At 40.8% G+C, this 22,088-nt stretch carries 13 protein-coding genes; 7 read left to right on the top strand and 6 right to left on the bottom strand.

The genetic code is table 11. From position 1 onward, the window contains the following. The first annotated feature begins 149 nt into the window (after nt 1–149). Together AC1DYB_RS09870 and AC1DYB_RS09865 are read left to right on the top strand one after the other, a co-directional pair. Nucleotides 150–2,654, top strand: a complete 2,505-nt coding sequence (locus AC1DYB_RS09870; protein WP_477434498.1) for a glycoside hydrolase family 95 protein — start codon at nt 150–152, stop codon at nt 2,652–2,654. Between the two features lie 253 nt (nt 2,655–2,907). Continuing rightward, nucleotides 2,908–5,160: an FG-GAP-like repeat-containing protein gene (locus AC1DYB_RS09865; RefSeq protein WP_477434496.1), complete on the top strand. Its 2,253-nt coding sequence runs from the start codon at nt 2,908–2,910 to the stop codon at nt 5,158–5,160. Nucleotides 5,161–5,304: 144 nt separating this feature from the next. Here the strand turns inward: AC1DYB_RS09865 and AC1DYB_RS09860 are convergent, their stop codons facing one another. From AC1DYB_RS09860 to AC1DYB_RS09845, 4 genes are all read right to left on the bottom strand, one after another. Further along, on the bottom strand, nt 5,305–8,868 hold the full coding sequence (locus AC1DYB_RS09860; protein ID WP_477434494.1) for a VCBS repeat-containing protein: 3,564 nt from the start codon (nt 8,866–8,868) through the stop codon (nt 5,305–5,307). Nucleotides 8,869–8,941: 73 nt separating this feature from the next. Next, a complete protein-coding gene (locus AC1DYB_RS09855; RefSeq protein WP_477434492.1) occupies nt 8,942–10,501 on the bottom strand; it encodes a RagB/SusD family nutrient uptake outer membrane protein in 1,560 nt (519 codons plus the stop codon). Nucleotides 10,502–10,522: 21 nt separating this feature from the next. Next, nucleotides 10,523–13,690, bottom strand: coding sequence for a SusC/RagA family TonB-linked outer membrane protein (locus tag AC1DYB_RS09850; RefSeq protein ID WP_477434490.1), 3,168 nt, complete (start codon nt 13,688–13,690; stop codon nt 10,523–10,525). Between the two features lie 811 nt (nt 13,691–14,501). Then, nucleotides 14,502–15,083: a DUF6438 domain-containing protein gene (locus tag AC1DYB_RS09845; protein WP_477434488.1), complete on the bottom strand. Its 582-nt coding sequence runs from the start codon at nt 15,081–15,083 to the stop codon at nt 14,502–14,504. A gap of 212 nt (nt 15,084–15,295) precedes the next feature. Between AC1DYB_RS09845 and AC1DYB_RS09840 the strand changes: the two genes are divergently transcribed. From AC1DYB_RS09840 to AC1DYB_RS09820, 5 genes are all read left to right on the top strand, one after another. Continuing rightward, nucleotides 15,296–15,700 carry a hypothetical protein gene (locus AC1DYB_RS09840; RefSeq protein ID WP_477434486.1) on the top strand — a complete coding sequence of 135 codons (405 nt, stop codon included), beginning with the start codon at nt 15,296–15,298 and terminating at the stop codon, nt 15,698–15,700. A gap of 230 nt (nt 15,701–15,930) precedes the next feature. Further along, a complete protein-coding gene (locus tag AC1DYB_RS09835) occupies nt 15,931–16,956 on the top strand; it encodes a hypothetical protein (RefSeq protein WP_477434484.1) in 1,026 nt (341 codons plus the stop codon). Between the two features lie 329 nt (nt 16,957–17,285). After that, the gene (locus AC1DYB_RS09830; RefSeq protein WP_477434482.1) at nt 17,286–18,326 is read left to right on the top strand and encodes a methyltransferase; all 1,041 of its coding nucleotides are present in this window, start codon (nt 17,286–17,288) and stop codon (nt 18,324–18,326) included. Nucleotides 18,327–18,580: 254 nt separating this feature from the next. Beyond that, the gene (locus AC1DYB_RS09825) at nt 18,581–19,504 is read left to right on the top strand and encodes an aldo/keto reductase (protein ID WP_477434480.1); all 924 of its coding nucleotides are present in this window, start codon (nt 18,581–18,583) and stop codon (nt 19,502–19,504) included. 100 nt (nt 19,505–19,604) lie between these two features. After that, a complete protein-coding gene (locus tag AC1DYB_RS09820) occupies nt 19,605–20,027 on the top strand; it encodes a hypothetical protein (RefSeq protein WP_477434478.1) in 423 nt (140 codons plus the stop codon). Nucleotides 20,028–20,225: 198 nt separating this feature from the next. Here the strand turns inward: AC1DYB_RS09820 and AC1DYB_RS09815 are convergent, their stop codons facing one another. Beyond that, nucleotides 20,226–21,020 carry an alpha/beta fold hydrolase gene (locus AC1DYB_RS09815; RefSeq protein ID WP_477434476.1) on the bottom strand — a complete coding sequence of 265 codons (795 nt, stop codon included), beginning with the start codon at nt 21,018–21,020 and terminating at the stop codon, nt 20,226–20,228. Nucleotides 21,021–21,207: 187 nt separating this feature from the next. Continuing rightward, nucleotides 21,208–21,804 carry a Crp/Fnr family transcriptional regulator gene (locus AC1DYB_RS09810; RefSeq protein WP_477392172.1) on the bottom strand — a complete coding sequence of 199 codons (597 nt, stop codon included), beginning with the start codon at nt 21,802–21,804 and terminating at the stop codon, nt 21,208–21,210. Between the last annotated feature and the right edge of the window lie 284 nt (nt 21,805–22,088).

Below are 22,088 nucleotides of genomic sequence, written 5' to 3'. Positions count from 1 at the left end.
GGTGTGATCAATGGGTTTTACTACCGAAGGCTATAAGCATTAGGCACACGGCATGGATTTAAAACGAGGATGTTGCTGAAGCAGACGATATAATAGAAAGATAATAATAATGCTGTCCAATGAGGATTGCACGTTACAAACCAAAGTATATGACAAGATTAGTTAATAAAAAAGTGTACTTATTTGCTGTGGTATTATTGATGTTTTCATCAATACAGGCTCAACAGAAAAATTATGCTGGTAAAAAAAATAGCGTACCCGATAATTCCGAGCGATATAAATTGTGGTATAATCAACCGGCTAAAAACTGGAACGAAGCCCTGCCTCTTGGTAACGGTTTTATAGGGGGTATGGTGTTTGGCAACGTGCAAAACGAACGCATTCAGCTCAATGAATCAACCATATGGGGAGGAGGCCCCAATAATACAATTGATTCAAGTGCGAGGCCATACATTGATCAGGTGAGGCGGTTGCTCGCTGAGAAAAAGTACGCGGAAGCGCAAGAATTAGCTAACAGTAAACTTGGCCCAAAAGGTAATAGCGGCATGCCGTACCAACTTGCGGGTAATTTATATATCAGCTTTCCTAGATCAGATGCCGTTAGCAATTATTATCGCGACCTGGATATAGCGAATGCCACGGCTACGGTAAAGTATACCTTAAACGGCGTTAACTATAAAAGAGAGTTTTTTACCTCGTTCGGCGCAGATGTGTTCATGGTAAAACTTACAGCCAATAAGCCGGGCATGATTAACTGCAGGCTAAAACTTCAAAGCCCTCTTAAATCTTCAGTCACCATAAATAACGAAAAAGCATTGGTTTTATCCGGCCAGGGCAGTGAGCACGAAGGGCAAAAAGGACAAATAGAATTTAATGTGCTCACCAGGGTCAAAAATTCGGGAGGCACAAACGTTGCAGATACTTCGGGCATTACTATCGCAGATGCAGATACGGCCGTGATATATCTTTCTATGGCCACCAATTTTATCAACTATCACGATGTTTCAGCAAATTCAATGCTTCGGGCAGAAAATATTTTAAGCAAGGCCTATGCGAACAGTTACGATGAATTGTTGGCTGAAAACATCAAGTTTTATCGCTCATATTTTGATAGGGTTAAACTTGATCTTGGTGCAGATAGTGCAGCAAAACAGCCAACAAATGTTCGGATCCAAAATTTTTCCACCAATAAGGATAGGCAATTAGCCGAGTTATATTTTCAATATGGTCGCTATCTGTTGATTTGTTCATCTCAGCCGGGATCGCAGCCAGCCAATTTACAGGGTATCTGGAACGGCGAAGTTAAAGGCCCGTGGGACAGTAAGTATACGATTAACATCAATACCGAAATGAATTATTGGCCAAGTGAGGTAACCCAGTTACCAGAATTAAGCACTCCGCTTTTTAATATGATCAAAGATTTGTCTGTTACAGGCAAGCCTACTGCCAGGATAATGTACGGAGCACGTGGATGGATGTTACATCATAACACTGATATCTGGCGCATAACCGGTGTTGTAGACGGCGCTTTCTGGGGTTTGTGGCCAACGTCAAATGCGTGGCTTTGCCAGCATCTGTGGGAACATTATTTATACTCGGGCGATAAAGAATTTTTAAAGCAATATTATCCGATAATTAAAGGCGCGGCCGAGTATTACGTTGATGCCCTTCAAAAAGATCCTGAACATGGCTGGCTGTTAGTGTCGCCGTCGGTTTCGCCCGAACACGAATATATCGACGGAAAAAACCAGGTCTCTGTTACTGCAGGCGCCACCATGGATAATCAGTTAGTTTACGGCTTGTTTACTGATGCTATACGAGCGGCAGCCGAACTAAATATTGACAAAGTATTTGCAGATAGCCTGGCCACCTACCGCCGCCAACTACCTCCAATGCAAATTGGCAGGTACGGGCAGTTACAGGAGTGGCTGGAAGATCTTGATCGTACGGATGATCACCATCGCCACGTTTCTCATTTATACGGCTTGTTTCCGGGAAACCAGATATCTCCTTTTACGCAACCGCAACTTTTTGCCGCTGTAAAAAAATCACTTAATTATCGTGGTGACGTATCAACCGGATGGTCAATGGCGTGGAAGATCAACCTTTGGGCACGTTTACTGGATGGTAATCACGCCTACAAGCTTATTAAAGATCAAATAAAACCTATAGGCGGGGGCTCTGGTGGCACTTATCCCAATTTATTTGATGCTCATCCGCCTTTCCAGATTGATGGTAATTTTGGCTGTACTTCGGGGATAGCAGAAATGCTTTTGCAAAGCCACGATGGTGCGATTTACCTATTGCCTGCATTGCCTGATGAATGGAAGGATGGCAGTATATCGGGGTTAATGGCGAGAGGTGGTTTTAAAGTAGATATAAAATGGGCTAACCATAAAATTATTAAATTGGTGATACATTCCTCACTTGGCGGAAACTGCCGTCTGCGTGTCAATCAACAGATGAATGGTAAATTGCTGACAGCAGTAAGCGGGATAAATAAAAACCGCTTTTACCAAACAATGGATTTGAAAACGCCGATCATAAAAAATAGCGACAAAAATCTTCAGCCCGACTTACCTAAAACCTGGATGTATGATGTAGCTACGCGTCCGGGTAAAACATATACCATTATCAATAACGGTTTGCATTAGTCTGAAGGATTTAAAAAATTCTATTGAAAGAGAGTTCCTGTAAATTTATACAGATGTTATATGAATATAAACAAACGTTGTGTTTGGGGCTATGGTCGTTTTTTATCTTTACTAATCGCTTCTTAACGAGGGTTGTCAGATACAATATTATTTAAAATTTCGGTCCGTTTTACGGTTGAAACTATTTTATCTGGGGGCCTTTCATGATTTAGGGAACAATAAACCGTATCGAATTTTTTTTAAACGAAATATCATGTTATCACGATTTGCAAAAATGGCCATGTTTTTTGCTGCATGTACTTGTGGTTTAATAATATCATGTAAGCCACATTCGCCGACGAAAATGACAGACTTGCTGCAGCAACTTGAAAGACGAAATTATAATCCTCAAAATATTTTTAGTTCTGATGCCCGCCTTGCTGCCAGCGATTCGCTGTTAAAGGTTGATTCGCCAAAGTATGATGTTCAATTGTTGTTAAAAAAAGCTTTATTTGAGTTGCAGGAAGGTCATGAACAACAGGCTGTTGACATATATTCAAAAGTTTCAAAACTGCCGCCTTACATGAATCCCGTAAATGTAATGCCAGATCAGGCTGTTGCTTTTATGCGTTTAGGAGAACGCGCCAATTGCATGCTTGGCCATAACGGCTCATCATGTATATTCCCAATTAAAGGAGCAGGCATACATCAGGCGCAAACAGGATCACAGCAAGCAATTGAAACACTGGAGAATATTTTAAAAAGTAACTCTCATGATGCCCAGTCCCGATGGCTGTTAAATATAGCTTATATGACGTTAGGTGGTTATCCTGATCAGGTTCCTGCCCAATATGTGATCCCTAACTTAAATGCTGACGATGGCCCATACAAAGTGAAGCCATTTACAGATGTTGCAGCAAATGTTGGTATTAACCTGAATAGCAGGGCAGGCGGCTCCATAGCCGACGATTTTGACGGCGACGGTTATATAGACATTATTACAAGTGGGATGGATCTTCAGGATCACATGCATTATTTTCATAACAAAGGAGACGGTACTTTTAGCGATCGCACCACTCAAAGTGGCTTACAAGATGAGGTTGGCGGCCTTAATATTGAACAAACCGACTATAACAACGATGGCCGTCCGGATATTTTTATAATGCGGGGAGGCTGGCTTCGGGATGGTTTTGGCAACCAGCCAAGTTCATTGCTTAAAAACAACGGCAACGGCAGGTTTACCGATGTTACCATTGCAGCCGGTCTGCAATTTATGCATCCTACACAAACTGCCGTATGGGCCGATTTTAATAACGATGGCTGGCTTGATGTTTTTATCGGGATGGAAAGCCATGGCGGAACTGACCCTAAGAATAACCATCCATCGGCACTTTATATGAATAACCATGATGGTACTTTTAATGAAATGGCTCAAAAAGCTCATTGCGGGATCAATGATTTTGTAAAAGGTGTAACATCAGCAGATTACAATAACGACGGCTGGCCCGACATTTTTGTTTCTACCATGAGCGGAAGAAAATATTTGCTGAAAAATAAATGTAAGGGAGGGAAGAATGTAGATTTTGAAGATGTTACCGAAAAAGCGGGCATTAATATTACACAAAATACATTTACTACCTGGTTTTATGATTACAACAATGATGGATGGCCTGATATTTTGATTAGTAGTTATAATTTTACTACAACCCTTGGTTATTATGCTGCATTGGAGGCTTTGGGTACACCTGTGGCAAATAATGGCAATATTTTTCTTTTTAAAAACAACCGAGATGGAACATTTACAAATGTAACCCGTGATGTAGGGCTGAACAAAGTAGTGTTTAGCATGGGGGGTAATTTTGGTGATATTGATAATGACGGCTATCCCGATATTTATTTTGGAACCGGCAATCCCGATTTTGGATCGCTTATACCGAATAAACTTTTTCGGAATATAGGGGGCAAAAAATTTGCCGATGTAACCAGTTCGTCACGTACCGGCAATTTGCAAAAAGGCCATGGCGTGTCGTTTGCCGATTTGAGGAATAATGGCCTGCAGGATATTTTCATTGAGATGGGCGGGGCTTATATAGGCGATGCTTATAAAAGCGCATTGTACCTTAATCCAGGTCAAAATAATAATAATTGGATAGGTTTAAAACTGGTTGGTAAAAAGTCAAACAGGAGTGCTATTGGGTCACAAATCAAAGTCACTTTTACAGAAAATGGCTTACAAAGAAGTGTGTTTAAAGATGTAAACTCCGGCGGAAGCTTTGGTTCATCTCCATTAAGGCAAGAAATAGGGATAGGGCAGGCCAGTATCATCGATGATATCTCGATTCGATGGGCAGGGAGTGGTACCGTGCAGCATCTTCAAAAAATAAAGCCTAACCAATTCCTGGAAATAACAGAAGATGGCAAGGTAACACCATTTAATTTGAAGACACTTAAATTTAATACAGTCATGCAGCCAATGTCAATGCCCATGGCTGGTATGACGGTAAAAGGCAAAGATATTTTTAAGTAAAAAGTACTACGCACATTTGAGCAAAAAAGGAAAAATCTAAATCATCATGCAAAATGGATTTGCAGAATGATTTAGATTTTTCCCGATAGAAAGTCCTTTTTAGGAACAGCTAATTAATCGATTAAACCGCTCAAATTATCCTGACTAAAATTTAACTAACCTCGTTTTCCCCGAATAATCTTTTATAGATACCTGCGCTACTTTATCACTAATGAGGATAGACCTGGAAGATTGAGAAAGAAACGAACTACCATAGTAAAATTCTTGTTTGGTATTACTGCCATTTTTATCAGTGATAACGGCGCTTTGATCTGTATCACTTATTTTTAACATGGATACGTGAGCATTTAATTGAAAAATTCGGAGAGGGCCTAGGTGCTCGCTTGCCGCCAGTAAATAGTTATCAGCCGCGCCCTTTAATTTTACGAGCGCTTTCCCATCTCCAGGTAAATATATGCCGCTGCGTGCAATTGATAAAGGAGCAAAATCACCTTTGCCGTTACCTTTTAGCAATAAGCCATTTAAGGCATCATATCTTCCAATTGAAACGTCAGTGCCAAAATCATTTCCATTAATCAATAAATCCAGGTTGCCGTCCGCATCAAAATCGTCAGCCACCATCCCATTTAATGCCGAAACCTGCGCTTCAAGAGGTAAGGGAACTATCGTGAATTTACCTTCGCCATCGTTTCTAAAATAGCAGGACCTTAGCTCGGTAGCTTTAAGCCGCAGCGCACTTTTCATTTGCTCGGCGCTCAGCACATCCTGCATTGTAGCCTCCGCATAAGAATGATAGTTGGTGAATTTTGCACGCAAAGTTATCATTTGCTTAATGGCATCATCCCTTACATTTGCAGGGTATTCGCGTTTTATGCCATCCTTGCCCGGAAGGAAAAATGATGGAAATGCATCAAACCGGTTTCTTTTGTCAAAATCATTTGCTGTAATAAAGGCCGGAAACTCTTCACTGGCTTGGTAAAGGGTATTTAAGCCTACATTTCCAACTATGTAATCTGTTCTGCCTGTATGCCTGAAATCACCCGCAATTATTGAGTTCCACCATCCGGTTTTATTGCCGACACCACTTTTTGCTGTAACGTTCGCATATCTTCCGCCTAAGTTTTTTAAGAAGGTTAGTGGCATCCATTCTCCTGCCAATATCAGATCTGTTTTACCATCGTTGTCAAAATCACTAAAAATAGCATCACATACCAACCCAATCTTTTTTAGGTCTGGTGCAACTTCATTAGTTACATCTGTGAATTTCACCCTCCCGTCCTTTGTGTCATTTCTTAAAATATAGCTATTTACTGGTTCGGGATATCTCCAGGGCTCAACCCGGCCTGAAATAATGAGATCTAATTTGCCATCGTTATTGTAATCGAATGCTCTTACGCATAATTTACTTTTAAAACATACCGGCAACGCATCCTTTGCAAGCGTAAAATGGCCTTTGCCATCATTAATATATAGGCGGTCCTGGTATGCGGGATCATTTGCCGGCGTTTTATAACCGCTGCCGGTAATTAATACATCAGGAAATTTATCGCCGTTTGAATCGAAAATGAGAATTCCTCCATCAAGGTAGGGATGATCATATTTCTTTTCTTCTAAAAGGCCCCGTTGTATAAATGTGCCGTTCTTTTGTTGAAAAAAGAGCTGTGCCGGCTCAGTCAAATTTCCACCGACAACTATATCATCCAGGCCATCGCCGTTAATATCGCCAACTGAGAGCGCGGGATTGTACTCTGAAAGCTTATGCGGCAAAAGTTTTTGAATATTAAAGTCTGTATAATCCGTATCGCGATGAATGTATTTAACACCACTTTTGCCCGTGATATTGGTAAACAACGGAGTTTTTACCTGTATAGGTTTTTCCCAGGTATAGATTTGACGAGCATTATTAACGTTTGCAGACAAAGTTTGATCTGCATCTACATTTAAAAATGTTTGCCTGAATTTGTTCGGCCACCTAACAACCACCGAGTCTATGGTTTTGCATTTACCTAACCCGAAATGTGCTATAGGCTGAATGCTGGTAAGGTAGCCCCTGTAAGGGGTGTTTTCATAAACCTGGTGTAAGCCGTGCTGGTAATATATATCCACAAAAGTTCCGATTCCTTCGAGGTTCTGATTTGGGCCTTTAAACTTTACGTTGAGGTAATGGTGCACATTTTCTTTATCCTCCCCGGCGGTGTTTTTATAAATCAGCGCTTCATCGTTGATATTATTAATTACAAGGTCCAGTGCGCCGTCATTATTTAGGTCGGCATACACTGCACCATTCGAAAAGGAGGGGATACCCAAACCCCAATCCATGCTCACATCATTAAATTCCACACCGCCCTGGTTACGGAAGGCGTAGTTGTGAATTTTGACTGACGGTATCTGCTTGAGAACTTCCTTCTTTGGCGTTATTAAAAATGCATTGGATCTGTAAGCAATAAAATCATGATCTGTAACGTCGCGGGGATAACCGTTAGTAACTATGATATCGCGGTAACCGTCGTTATCAAAATCGGTTATCATCGGGGTCCAGCTCCAGTCTGTTTGGGCCACACCGCTTAAAAAGCCTATTTCGCTAAAAGTTGGGTTACCAACCTGGTTGTTTTCTCCTATAGACGGTCCTTGATTTAGCTGTAGTGTATTTCGAACATATTGATATTGATAACCGTAGTGGTCAAAATTTTGAATAGTGTTATAGCTGCTTGGTCCCGACATCATTTTTTTTCGGAAATTATCGGCAGGATTCATGTCCAGCTCAAATATATCGGCCAGCCCATCGTTGTTGATGTCCTCAATATCCTGACCCATGGCATTGAAAGAGGTATGCTTAAAATACGCTTTAGACTGATCGGTAAAAGTGCCATCATGATTATTGATGTACAATATATTATTAGACAGAAAATCGTTGGTGACATATATGTCTTTCCAGCCATCGAGATTTATATCAGCAACAGTTGCAGCATGCCCGTAACCTTCAATCTTGATCCCCGCGGCTAATGATACATCCTTAAATACCGGATGTTTAAGTTTCGGGTCCCAGTCGTTCCGATATAATCGCCCCATGCTTCTGCCGGTGCCAATGTTATTAATGGGCCTGAACTGGTTCGGGAATTCGGCAGGGTTTGGCTCATTTACGGTCAAATACATATCAAGGTCGCCGTCATTATCATAATCAAAAAAGCTGGCCATTGTAGAAAATAACTGACTATCAAGGCCGTATTCCTTCGCTTCCTCTTTAAATACAGGCACACCGTTTGTGTTAGCCCCTTGGTTTATATACAATAAATTCTGCCTTTTTTTGGGATCATTGGCAAACGAATTACATACCAATATATCGGGTAAGCCATCGTTATTAATATCAATGACAGAAGCACCCCGTCCCCAACGTCCTTTGCCATCTACACCTGCTGTTGCAGTAACATCCTCAAAGCTGAAGTTACCCTTGTTGATATATAACTTATTTGGCACCATGTTGCCCACAAAGTAAATATCCTGTAAGCCATCGTTATTAAAATCACCTATGCCAACACCTCCGCCATTATATACAGTGGCATTATCGATAGGATTAATCGAATCGTTTTCTGTAATCAGGTTATTAAACGTAACGCCGGAAGCAGAAGATGGTATTTGCTCAAATAGCGTATGTTTTTTACAGGACGAAATTAGTATCGCAACAGTAAAGCCAATAAGGAGCCTTTTCATAGTTTAACATAAATATAAGAAAAAGCAGGCGGCTTGTAGGCCGCCCGCTTTTTAAAAATAAGTGCGAAGTGAATTAATAACCAGGGTTTTGATGTCCTGTAACAAGAGGATTATTATCTAACTCAGCTTGAGGTATAGGTAATAACTCGTCTCTGTTGGCGTGGAAAGCAGCAATCGGCTCGGTAGCGAAATACCCTTTTTTGCGCCATCTTAAAATGTCAATGTTGCGTACTTCTTCATCGCCTAATTCTACCATTTTTTCGTGCATGATGGCTTTAACCACATCACTTTTGGAGGCAACCGGGAATTGGGCTGTTGGATAAGGAGGCATGGCAACATCTGGCCTTGAACGCACCATATTAAGGTATGTTATAGCTCCGGCAATGTCGCCAGTTTCGTTAGCACACTCGGCCAGGTTAAGTAAAACTTCCGAATAGCGGATAATACGTTGGTTGTTACCGGCCGGGTGGAAGCCTGCAGTAGCTGCACTTTCCTGGTAAATGATCATGAATTTACGCCAGCTGATTTTTTTGGTAACGCCGTTCAACACCGAAGAATTACCGTTTTGATCGGCATCGCTTAATGTGCTTTGGCCATTGTTATAAACATCGCCGCTCTGATAAACGCTATATGAAAAACGTGGATCTGTTTTTACCGCACCCGTGGCTGTACTTTCAAATTCATTCAGATATTTGTTTGAAGGAATAAGGTTTCTCCATGCAACAGGGCAGTATTCCTGGTTTCTAACTGTTGACTGGTCTTCAGTTGCGCTTTCGCCGCCCCAGTTGTAACCATTAGTTCCTTTATCTACAAACACAACTTCAAAAATTGATTCTTTGTTAAATTCGGTAGCTAACTCAAAATTATCAAGATAACGGGAAGTTAACGAATAGCCATCGGCCCCGCTGGTAGGTATCTTAAGAAATGCAGCTTTAGCATCAGCATAATTGCCTTGCTGCATTAACACCCTGCCCAGCATAGCATAGGCGGCAGATGCCGTGGCCCGTCCCTGATCAGTAGCTGATTTCCCGGGCAGCACTGCTGCGGCATCTGTAAGGTCCTGAACTATCTGCGCGTAAACGGCGGCAACCTCCGCACGTGGTTTAAAATCGGTTGGGCTTTTTGGAACTGATGTTACCAGTGGCACCCCGCCCCACATACTTACCAGGTCGAAATAAGCCCAGGCACGTAGAAATTTTGCCTCGCCCACTGATTTTTTCGCGTCGGCTATGTTATCGGTAACATTTGATGCATTATCGGTTACAACATTGGCACGGAAAATTACCGTGTACCAGCCATTCCATACAGAATTCATCACAGAGTTTGTAGGATCGTCGGTATTGTTAATCAATTGGAGCCTTGGGGCTTCCAATTGCCCGCCACCTGGTGCTACTTCGTCGCTCCTTGTATCATGCAGGTAATACCACTCCCGCGATACGAGGTTGTTTTGATGCATAACGGCGTAGATGGCGTTAACGCCCGACTTTAATTGCGCTGCCGTTTTATAGTAGTTGCCCGTAGTAAGGTTGTTGGGATCAGAAGTATTTAGCGCTGTTTTTTTACAGGACAATACGATCACCGTTATTGTTAGCAACATAACGGTTGACAATAAATAAATTTTTTTGTGTTTCATAATATATCAATTTAATGATTGTTAAAATGTTGCCTGTAAACCTGCCTGGAACACTCTTGGCGAAGGATATTGACCATAGTCTATACCATTTGTAAGCGTTCCGTTTTTGGAGCCTACCTCCGGATCAAGCCCGGTGTACTTTGTAATGGTGAACAGGTTTGTTGATGATAAATAGATCCTTACTTTGCTTACTAAATTGTTACTGGCCGATTTAAGCCACGGCATTGGCAAATTGTAACCTAACTGGAGGTTTTTTAAACGAAGGTATGAGCCGCTTTCAACCCAGCGGGATGATGGCCTTACATTCGAGTTAGGGTCTCCTGAAATAGCCCTCGGAATAACGGTATTGGTATTGGTGGGGGTCCAGGCGTTTAACACCGCAACATCTGAGTTAAATAACCGGGACATACCTTGAGCGATGATTTTTTCGGCGTTAAATATTTTATTGCCGTATACCCCCTGGAAAAATAAAGAAAGGTCGAAATTCTTGTAACTGGCAGAGTAATTTAATGAATAGGTGAATTTAGGAAGGTAACTACCCAGGTTAACCCTGTCCTTAGCATCAATTACGCCATCGTGATTAATATCTTTAAATTTTAAATCGCCTGGTGCTGCACCTGTTTGAGTAGCATGGCTGGTTACATCTGATGCATTTTGGAATATGCCTTCAACCACATAACCGTAGAAATACTGGATAGATTGGCCAACGGAAGTGTTGGTAATTGGACCACCACCACCAAAATCTGCATCGCCGCCGGCACTTATCGCACCGTTTGCAGCTCCTGTTAATGAGGTAACTTTATTTCTGCCTAAACCAAACACAGCTGATATGTCATATTTAAAGTCGTGGGTGGTTTTATGGTAACCTGCGGTTAATTCAATACCAGTGTTTTGCATCGAGCCAACATTTCCCAATGGGGCGCCAACTCCTTCGCTGGGTGGTACAGGTATAGTCAAGATCAGGTTATCGGTTTTTCTTTTATAAACCTCGGCCGATAGCGTAAATGCGTTTTGAAATAAGCCCAGGTCAAAACCAATGTTTGTTGATTTTGTTATTTCCCAATGAAGAAAATAATTACTTAATGCAGTGTAAAAAGAACCGTTACCAGCGTTAGCGCCTGTTGCCAAATTGCCAAATGGATATGTTGTGCCACCTGCAGAAACATTGGAAACGTAAGGGTAATTTCCCAATACAGTTCCGTTTATCCCGGTAACGCCGTAACCGGCCCGAATTTTGAATTCGCTTATTGATTTAATATCCTTCATGAAACTTTCCTGGTCAACCTTCCAGCCCACCGAAGCCGCGGGGAAGTTTTCATATTTGTGGCCCGGAGCCCAAACAGATAAGCCATCACGACGTATTGAACCGGAAATTAAATATTTCCCTTCAAAATCATACCCAACCCGGGCTACTAACGACTGAAGAACGTTAGTACTATAAGTGTAATTGGTAGTGGTGTTTGTGGCGTTGTTTAGTGTACGTATTATATTGTTATTTTGGTTACCAAATGAATTTTGACTATCGCCACGGTTGGTTTGCACCTCGTAAACTGCCAAAGCCGAAACGTGGTGTTTGCTGGCGAAGGTGTGATCGAAAGTTAATTGTTGTGTATATAGCGTAGTAGTGCCGCTTCCGGTATTTTCGGTTATTGAAGCAAGCGGGTTACTTGAAGTACCACCATCGTTATATATTGGGGTGTATTGTTCTTGCCTGTTTGTTCCGTAATCAAGGCCGTAAGTGGAATTGAATTTCAGCCATGGTGTAAACTTTACCGTTAAATAAGCGTTGCCGCGTATTCCAACACCAAAATTACGGTTTTCGTTAATTAGTGCCTGTTCTATCGGATTTACCGGGTCGGCACCGTCAAAACTGCTTTGTGGGCCAAAAAAGCCGCCGTTGTTATTAGGATTGTAAATAGGTAAGTATGGCTGCATCCTTATCACGTTGGTAAGGGGCGTTCTGTTGCCTGGAGGGATCCCAAAACGTTGGCGGGTTTCCGAAACATTGAATGTTTCGCCTATTGTAATAAACTTGTTCAGGTTATGATCAGAATTCATTCGGAAGCTTTTACGGCTGAAATTTGTTCCAACGGTAATACCATCCTGATTAAAGTAACTGGCAGAAGTAAATATGCGTGAATTTTCATTCCCCCCGCTTATTGAAACAGCATGCTGTTGCACAGGCCCTTTTTTGAAATAGGCGTCCTGCCAGTCTGTATTGGTTTGGGCGAAGGTTTGCGAAGAGCCTGCATAGATGGGCAGATTAAAGTTTGCCGGTTGTAAACGCGGCGGAACACCAATACCGGCGGCTCCGTTTAAAGCCCTTTCGTATTGTACATATTGGTTTGTATTAAGAAGGTCGAACTTTTTAGTAACCTCCTGAAATCCAGCGTATGAATCGAAGCTTAACACAACCTTGCCCCTGGATCCCTTCTTGGTTGTGATGATGATAACGCCGTTAGTTGCTCTTGAACCGTAAATTGCTGCGGCGCTCGCGTCCTTAAGTACATCAACTGATTCTATGTCTCTTGGATCAAGTCCGCCGATAGACCCCGGAAAACCGTCAATAATGTACAAGGGGTCGACTCCATAACCTATTGAGCTAACACCGCGTATCTGTACAATAGGCGCGGTACCTGGCGAACCATTATTGGTAACCGTTAAACCTGCAACCCGGCCCTGTAAGGCCTGATCAACACCGCCAACAGGTAACGCTGATATTGTTTTGCTGCTTACTGATGACACAGCGCCGGTTACATTGGCACGCTTTTGTGTTCCGTAACCTACAACAACAACTTCACTTAATGATTTAGAATCGCCCTTTAAGGATACGTTAATCACAGATTTATCTGAAACAGAAACTTCTTTGGAAGCGTATCCTATAAAAGTAAAAACAAGTACCGCCTGATCATTAGGAACTTCAATGCGGAATGCGCCATTGGCATCAGTTCCGACCGCGGTGGTAGTACCTTTTAATGTAACCGTTACGCCTGGTAATCCTTCACCGGTTTCGTCGGTTACTTTACCCGTGATAACCTTGTTTACGTCTGATGTTATTACATCAGGATTTGTATACCGCAAATGAGCCAGGCCATTAGCCGCAAACGTGGAGTTTATAATAGTAATACTTATAAATACTATTATAACCGTCATTCTCATGAAAGTGCTTAGTAAATATTTTTTTTTCATATTTTGGTTTGTTAATTGAAAACATTGGTTGGGAAACTGATAAGAGTCACCACTTATTTCAAACAGATCTCCGTATTGGTAATAGTTAAGTGATGGATGAATTAAACTCATCCATAATTATTGACCGTACCGTATAAGGATGCCTTCATTTGGTTTAATAAAAGGTGGTTTACTTAATTGGTTGCTTAACCGGTAGCCTGTATCAGGATTGAATTAATTGGTTATAGAATCCATGATATTGATGCCGGCGTAGTTTACTGCGGGCCACGAACGGTGACCGGCAAAACAAGATCTTTTTGGTTTATTCTCTCATAAATATAGCTCAGAAAAGGTTTGCAATCGATTGTAGAGTCGAACCGGTTTGTACGTTTCCTGAATACAACTAAACTATAGTATACAGGTCGATCAAGCTTTAACAACTTAAATCGAAATTTTGACAGAACTTGCCGGTCGGCTTTATTGGTTTATAATTCAGCAGCTATTTGATTAGAATTGTAGCAGCTTTGCAGGAGTAAAATTACTTTTGAAGCAGATTCAAGCAACCAATTTTTTAACATAAAAACACAACATTTGTCAACTTATGCCATATTCACTATCAATTGCCCTCGCTACAAGAATTAAAACGTGAGAATTAGCCTTGATTTTTTTTGATTAAAAAATTGGCTGATAAAGGCAATAAAATTTTAATTATACATGTGTGATGCGGCAAAAAATCCCAGTTCGGCAGACTCGTCGGGACCACATTTTAACCCATAAATGGGAGAGATTACTGAAATTCTTTAGATGAAAATTTGAGGGCTTTTGAATGTAATTAATTCTTCAACAGCTTTTTGGACGGAGGAGGAAATTTAACGTTACGCACATTGGGTATTGGAATAGGCCTTTGAGTTTCGGATTCAAAGTTGAAAGTATCCTTCGTTGGTTTGGGTTTTATAATTTTATAACTATTAATCACGTAGTAAAACATGTGCGCAACACTATCTGGTAAACTTGCAGATTGTGCTTTAATATGCTTTATTTTATTGTTGTAATGAATAAATACTTCTAAACTTTGGTCGTCAACTGAATGTTGGTATGACGTATCGAGTTTTTTATAATTTATTTCATCAAGCTTAATGTTTAAAGTATCCCAAAAACCAGGACTAATCCTTGCAAAATAATATCCTTTAAGTTTTCCATCATTTGGGGCATCAGCAGGTAAAGAGAAATAAGTATCTCCCCCGAAATATTTATAGTCGAGAGAACTGTCAATACTTATAATAGTCGATTGACAAGGACCAAAGCACCCGCCAGTAGCTATCTCAATTTTAGTGATTTCATTTTTCCTTTGGGCATGTTTATCACAAGATGATAACAACGCTATTAAAAATAAAAATATCAGACAGTATTTCATGTGATTTTAGGTTAATACTAAGTTAGGATATATACTTTAATAATCTTGAAGATAACCCTCACCGCACAAACAAAAAGCTATTTTAATGAGATGCATTTAATAATTTGCAAATCATTAAATGCTTTTTTCGCTAAGTCGAATGTTTTAGTAATACAATAGTTTTATACTTATATTTATTTACAATTTGAAACAGCATTGCAAAGCGAATAATTATGAGTCCCTCTGCCGAATTGTTCCTAAAGTATAATTACCTTGAAACCAAGGATATGGGATTGCACTTTCTAACGCTGGTTACAGCCGTCCTTGTTTTCTCTTTAAGTTTCGCCGAAAAGGTTTTTGATTTTAAAAATGCACCAAAACGCAAACGCACAGTTGTTATTTTAGGATGGTGCCTGTATCTGATTTCCATAATTTTATGTGGGTTAGGATTAACCTTAAATGCATTAGCTGGTGGCGCAGCCGTTTATGGTAACGACTATAACTATTGGGCTCACTTGTCTTATAAATTCATAATTTTAGCGGGAATCTCTTTTATATTCGGACTCGTTTTTACCATAATATCTGCAATTATTTCAGGCAACAGAAATAAATTGCAAATTGACAATACTGTTATTTAATGTTTTAACCTGTGTAGGCATATCCCCACTTCTTGTCTATCTATAACAACATCTAATAATTCCAATCAGCCATAAATGAGTTCGGGTTTTGTATTCTGAGGACCACAGATAAAAAGAGCCATTTTAGTGTAAGCTAAGGGGCTCTTTTGCTTTTAAAGTATTTTCTGAGCGCGTAAAGTCAGGTTAGATGATAACATTGGCTATATTTATATTGATTTATTTGCCATCCTATGCCACGCCTACTTATCATTTTTTTGGCCTCATTAATTTGTTTAACCGGTTGTGCGTCTCACGACCAAAACGTTGTTAACGAGAAAAATATTTACCGGGACAGAAGTGATCATGGCAATTATAATGTCAGAATAAAGGTCTCGAACGCCTGGATTGAAAAAATAAGCCGGTTTGATTATAGCCGGAATACCAAAGGCTTATTATATGGGTTTGAAAGCTTTATAAAGCCGGATACATTGATCAATCCGGGAGGATATCATATTGATCAGGACTATGGCCGGGTGCTTGATCCAATGTTTGTTAACCTCGATGGCGAGCCCGGAGAAGAACTGATCTGTTTATTAGGCTGGGATATAGGGTCGCCTTATCTGGGGCTGTTTAAACAAATTAAAGGCCAATGGTATTTGTTATATCTTGAAGATATTTGGATGTTTAACGAAGGGACAGAGCTATCTGTTGCCAATAACTTTTCTAAGAACAAGGTTTTTTACTGCCGGCATTTGTATGGCAGAGGTACGTGCACTTATGCCGATGGTTATAGTTTTTATAAGTTGATCAACAATAAAGTTTACCGCTGCCTAGAACTGGTAAACGAAGCCAATACCTGTGGATGGTCACCGTTTCTGAATCAGAATGTAAAAATGAATTTTAAGTTTAGCGGAGATGACAGCGACGGGCTTATGATTAATTATGTTTATGATTTCTTTTATACACCCAAAGATCAAAGCGCAGCGTCGGAGTCATCGGATATCTCTCTGATAAAAGGGGATGCCGGTGCATGGTACGAATGGGATACTAAAACGTTGACTTACAAATTGAATATCCCATCGTACAAAAAAGAAATAGAAGATTTAACTGCAGAAAAAATCGCCTGTTTTGGAGATTTTAAAAACGATAGCCTATTTGTAGATGCATTTCGCGGACAAATTGACCAGGTTCTTAAAACGGGAACAAGCCAGCAAAAAAAGATACTAAAGGAAATTTGCGCTAAAGCGAAAGATAAAAAAGCAATTAAAAAGAAATGAGCATTAGAAAAGAAAGCACCTGGAATTTGGCTAACATCAATTGGCTGACTATTATAATAGCGGTATTGAACATAATTGAATCATTTTCAATCCATGTCTAATACCGCCAGCTTCTTTAAATTGTAGAAAATGGTTTGTTATAATCAAAAGCTGCACCACTGATAAAAACTGCAAAATAACTAAACGCTTGCAAAAAGTTGAAACGCCTTTATTCTTATATCAAATTAAATCACCGTATTTTTAGATAACCTAATTTCTGCCCCCTCCCCCCGGCAGAATTTCCTGGAATGCAAACCAATTTATTAAAACTGATAATTAATAAGAAAAAAATGGAACAGCAAACTAACCAGCCATCACCTGAAAACATTATGAAAATTGGCACAGGCTTTTGGGCCTCAAAAATTCTTTTAACTGCAGTGAGTTTTGAATTATTCACCACGCTTGCCAAAAAGAAAACCATGAAGGCCAAAGATGTAAAAGACCTTTTAGAGCTTAAATGCACAGACAGGAATGTTTATGATTTTTTAGATGCTTTAACCGTGTTTGGTTTTTTAAAGCGGGAAGGTATTTTGGATACAGCCATTTATTCAAATACGGTGGATGCAGATACATTTTTAGATAAAAACAAACCATCATATATTGGGGGTATCCTTGAAATGATGAACAATCGTTTATATGCATTTTGGGGTAACCTGGGCGAGGGGTTGCTTACCGGACTTCCGCAAAACGAAGCAAAAAGGAGCGAGGATTTTTTCGGTTTGATGTACCAGGACCCCGAAAAATTGAACGAATTTACCAATGCAATGAGCGGTATCCAGATGGGTAATTTTATAGCCTTTGCTCAAAAATTTGATTTTACAAAATATAAAACGCTGATTGATGTGGGCGGTTCGGCAGGGTTGCTTTCAGTTATGGTTGCAAAGCATAATCCCCATATGCATTGTACAAGTTTTGATCTGCCGCCGGTTGAGCCTATTGCAAATGCTACCATACAGCAATTCGGGTTATCAGATCGTGTAAAAACTGCAAACGGTGACTTCTTCACCATGCCAATACCTCATGCAGACATTGTTGTAATGGGAAATATCCTGCATGATTGGGACGAAGAAAATAAATTATCATTAATGAAAAAAGCTTATGACGCAATCCCTGTGGGCGGGGCATTTGTGGCTATTGAGGGCATCATTGATGATGAAAGAAAGCAAAACGTTTTTGGTATGATGATGAGTTTGAATATGCTTATTGAAACCGGAACTGGATTTGATTACACATTTGCCGACTTTAACCGCTGGGCAAATATTGTAGGGTTTAAATCAACCGCAATCGTTCCGTTAGCAGGACCATCAAGCGCGGCAATAGCATACAAATAGAGCCGCGTTAAAGTTATCAGATAGAAATTTTTCTCAACCATTATTTCGATCGGCTGTTATGGTTAAAAAGAAGCCTTATAATATCATCTTAAAGTAAGAAACGGGAGCTGGCCGGAATCATCAAATCTTTGGCGCTTTAGGTGAATTGAAAAGAAAATACGTACCTAACTTTATCCTGGAATAGCTGATAACACAATGCTGTTATTACATGAGGTTTTCCATTTTAATAATTTAGATAAAAAACGTATCATAAAATGAAGTCAACAAATAACCCCCTCCATATGCCGCTGCTCGGGTTTGGCACCTTAATTCCCGATCCGGCTGAGACGATAAGAGCCACCAGGGACGCGCTGGAAGCTGGATTTCGACACTTCGATTGTGCGGAACGATACCGGAACGAGAGCGAAGTGGGCGAGGCCTTGCAGGCAGGACTTGCCGCTGAAGGACTTGCCCGCGAAGACATCTTTGTCACCACGAAATTGTGGAACACCAATCATAGGCCCGAGTTTGTTGAAGGGGCATTTGAGGCGAGTTTGAAAAGACTCCGGATCAACTACCTGGATCTTTATCTCATCCACACACCGTTTGCGTTTCAACCAGGGGAGGAGCAGGACCCGCGCGATGAAAAGGGTAATGTCATTTACGATCACAGCGTGAATTTGCTCGACACCTGGAGGGCGATGGAGAATCTTGTAGACGGTGGCAAATGCAGGGCTATCGGACTGTCTGACGTCAGCCTGAAGGAACTGTTGCCCATTTACGAAGCGGCGAGAATCAAGCCGGCCGTGATCCAGGTTGAAGCACACCCATATCTGCCGGAAACAGAACTCCTGGAATTCTGCAAGGAGAAAGGCATAACGTTTTTGGCTTTTGCGCCATTGGGTCATGGAATGAGGCCGGGGCCGCTTGAAGACCCAGTTGTTTTGGCGATTGCTGCACGGATTGGAAAAACCCCGGCCCAAGTGCTATTGGCCTGGGCACTGCAGCGTGGCACGGCTTTGCTTACCACGCCCAGAACTGCCGCCCGCGCACGAGAGAATTTCGACGTCTCTCCCTTGTCCGAAGACGCGTTTGAGGAAATCAACCGCATTAAAACCAGGCAGCGATACAATGCAGTGGTGAAGACCGGCGTCCCGGGTTTCATCCCACGAGTTAATTTGGACGAGACCACTGAATGACGCACCGTTGGTGAGTTATTTGAAAGCCTTCAGATGAAAATCTGGAGGCTTTTTTATTGGATTTCTTTTTTAACTTGGTGGTAATATTGAAAACAGTTAAATGTCACATTATCCAGGAGTTAAAAACAAAGAGTTAGTCGGTACGTATCCAGCATTGGGTAAATCAGGCGGAGGTTATGTTTGGGATGAAGTATTGGAATACCGGGTTTGGTGCCACCCTCATGATGGATCTCCTGATATTTACGAAGGCGACGATTATTATTATGTTTTTGAAAACTATGAGGAAGCGCTTGAGTTTTCAAAAGAAAACCCAGGATCTGAAGAGCCTTTGGCTCTTATTTTACAGGAAGAATATATAGATGAACCCGAACCCGGTAATTATATACATATTAAGGAGCAACGATTGACAGAATGGCCGGTTGAGTTTCTTAGCCGTCCGAGAAGAAGCGAAAATACTATTACCGATTTTTTATCTCCAAATGCGCCAGGTAATAAATTAGAAATATTACGTGGGTTAGCCTAATTATTCCTCCAACCCCGCCGAACAATACAAATCCCCCATGAAAGGATTCAGGTTTTGTAGTCCCGCATCACAAAAAGGTGTACCGTATCCCTGCCGCGTGAAATTTATTCGCTAAGATTTATATCCGATAAAAGTTTAAACAAAAAGGCTGTCTTCATTTCGAAGACAGCCTTTTTGCTGGTATTGTATTTCTTTGTTTTATTTTGATGCTGTCAGCAAAATGGCGGCTAATTTACCGGGCATTGATATAAATGGGGTATGGCTGCTTGGTAATGAATATTCTTTACTAACCGGACTGTTTTTCACCATTGTTTCCTGTAATGGAAAGCTAACTGCATGGTCATTCGCAGTGTGGATATATACTTTTTTTACACTGCCGAATTTTTCGTTGCTTAATGTAACCGGTGTTGCCAATGGTGCTAAAGGTTCTGCTTTAACGCTATTGATAATAAAGTCGTTTATCTGTGCAGGAGCATCGGCCGCGAATACATCAATTATACCATCTTTAGCAATGTTTGCGGAACCAGTGGTCTGATCAATTTGTAAATATTTACTAACATGACTGTCTGCATCCTGCTTTGCAAGGGATAATAAGCTTTCTCCATTTTTGGGCAAGTAAGCAGCAAGGTAAACTAATTCTTTTATTTGGCCGGGGATCTCTTCTGCCACCTGGCTGATAACCAAACCAGCCATGCTATGGCCTACTAAAACTACATTTTTCCTGTCGCCAATTGCATTCTTTACAACATCAACGTAGGATTGTAAACTGATTTTGGCAAATGAGGTGGTGTCGGTTCCGTGACCTGGCAAGTTTACTGCAATCACTTCGTGCCCCTGGGCTTTTAATAACGGAACAACGGCCTGCCATGCTGTTGCATCAGACCAGGCTCCATGAACAAGGACGATAGTTGCTGAATTTTTGTTGTTTGTTTTTTGGGCTTGAGCAGTAAAACCTAATATACTCATTGCCATAACTATTATTGCTGTTTTCATTTTGTTTAATGCCTAATTGTTTAGGACAGCACAAACATCGGGGTAAGCCGGCGGGATAATTTTAACCCAGGTTAAAATCGAAAATTTGAAAAGATTTTTTGTACGCGGTACGCCAATAGAATAACCCATTGAAAGGACTTATTGATAAACCGGGTAACAATTGTAGGAGAATGGAATAGTATAAGATTTATTTGCCTACCATTCGCTTCCGGATCCGGCTCAAGGATGGTCCCTGGATGCCCAGATAGGAGGCAATATGATAAAGCGGTACAGCATTAAAAATATTCGGATGCTTTTCCATCATTTCCCGGTAGCGATCCTCCGGAGTTTTAAATAAGAACCCTTCTGTATTAACCATTACCTCATAAAAGGCTTTTTCGGCAACCATCCTGCCAAACCGTTCCCATTGATGAGATTGCTCATACAATTCGTTAAGATGATCGATATGTATGTATAATATTAATGAATCAGCCATTGCTTCTGTATAATAGTCGCACGAAGTTTGGGTTAAGAAACTTTTATAAGAAGCTACAAATTGATGGTCTGTAAAAAAAAGCATATTCTTTTCTTCACCTGTTTCTCCATTTACGCGATAGATTCTAAACACCCCGCTGATGATGAACCCCAGGTGCTTACAAATATTTTTATATTCATTATAGAACTCGCCTTTTTTATACTGTTTTAGTTTCCAATGCGGCAACGACAGATCAAATGCATCGGCTTTCATACCGGCAGAGCCCAATGTCGTGCGTAATAATTCTATCTCTGTTGTGCTGTCTAACATGGTATAAAAATATCACTTTTAAATAATAACGGTTGAATGTGTTGGGATTATTACTGAGTTCGGTTGCGTAACCCCGCTGTTCGAAGTCCCCGACTTCGAACCACTATGCCTGTAGTTTGCAAAATAGTAACCCGTTTATATATTTATCCTAAACAAAACACCATCTGGCGCGAGTATGCAGCCAAGGGAATGAGGGCAGAGTACTCGTGACTTTATGGTTAGATTTTTAACGAATAGGTAGTTAACTAGCAGTAGCTGAATGTAAGAACCTTTCTTTGAAATGA

It is taken from the genome of Mucilaginibacter sp. P2_A4, from assembly GCF_056405015.1.
The sequence above is the reverse complement of the archived record's forward strand: the minus strand, read 5'-3'. Positions and strand labels throughout refer to the sequence as shown.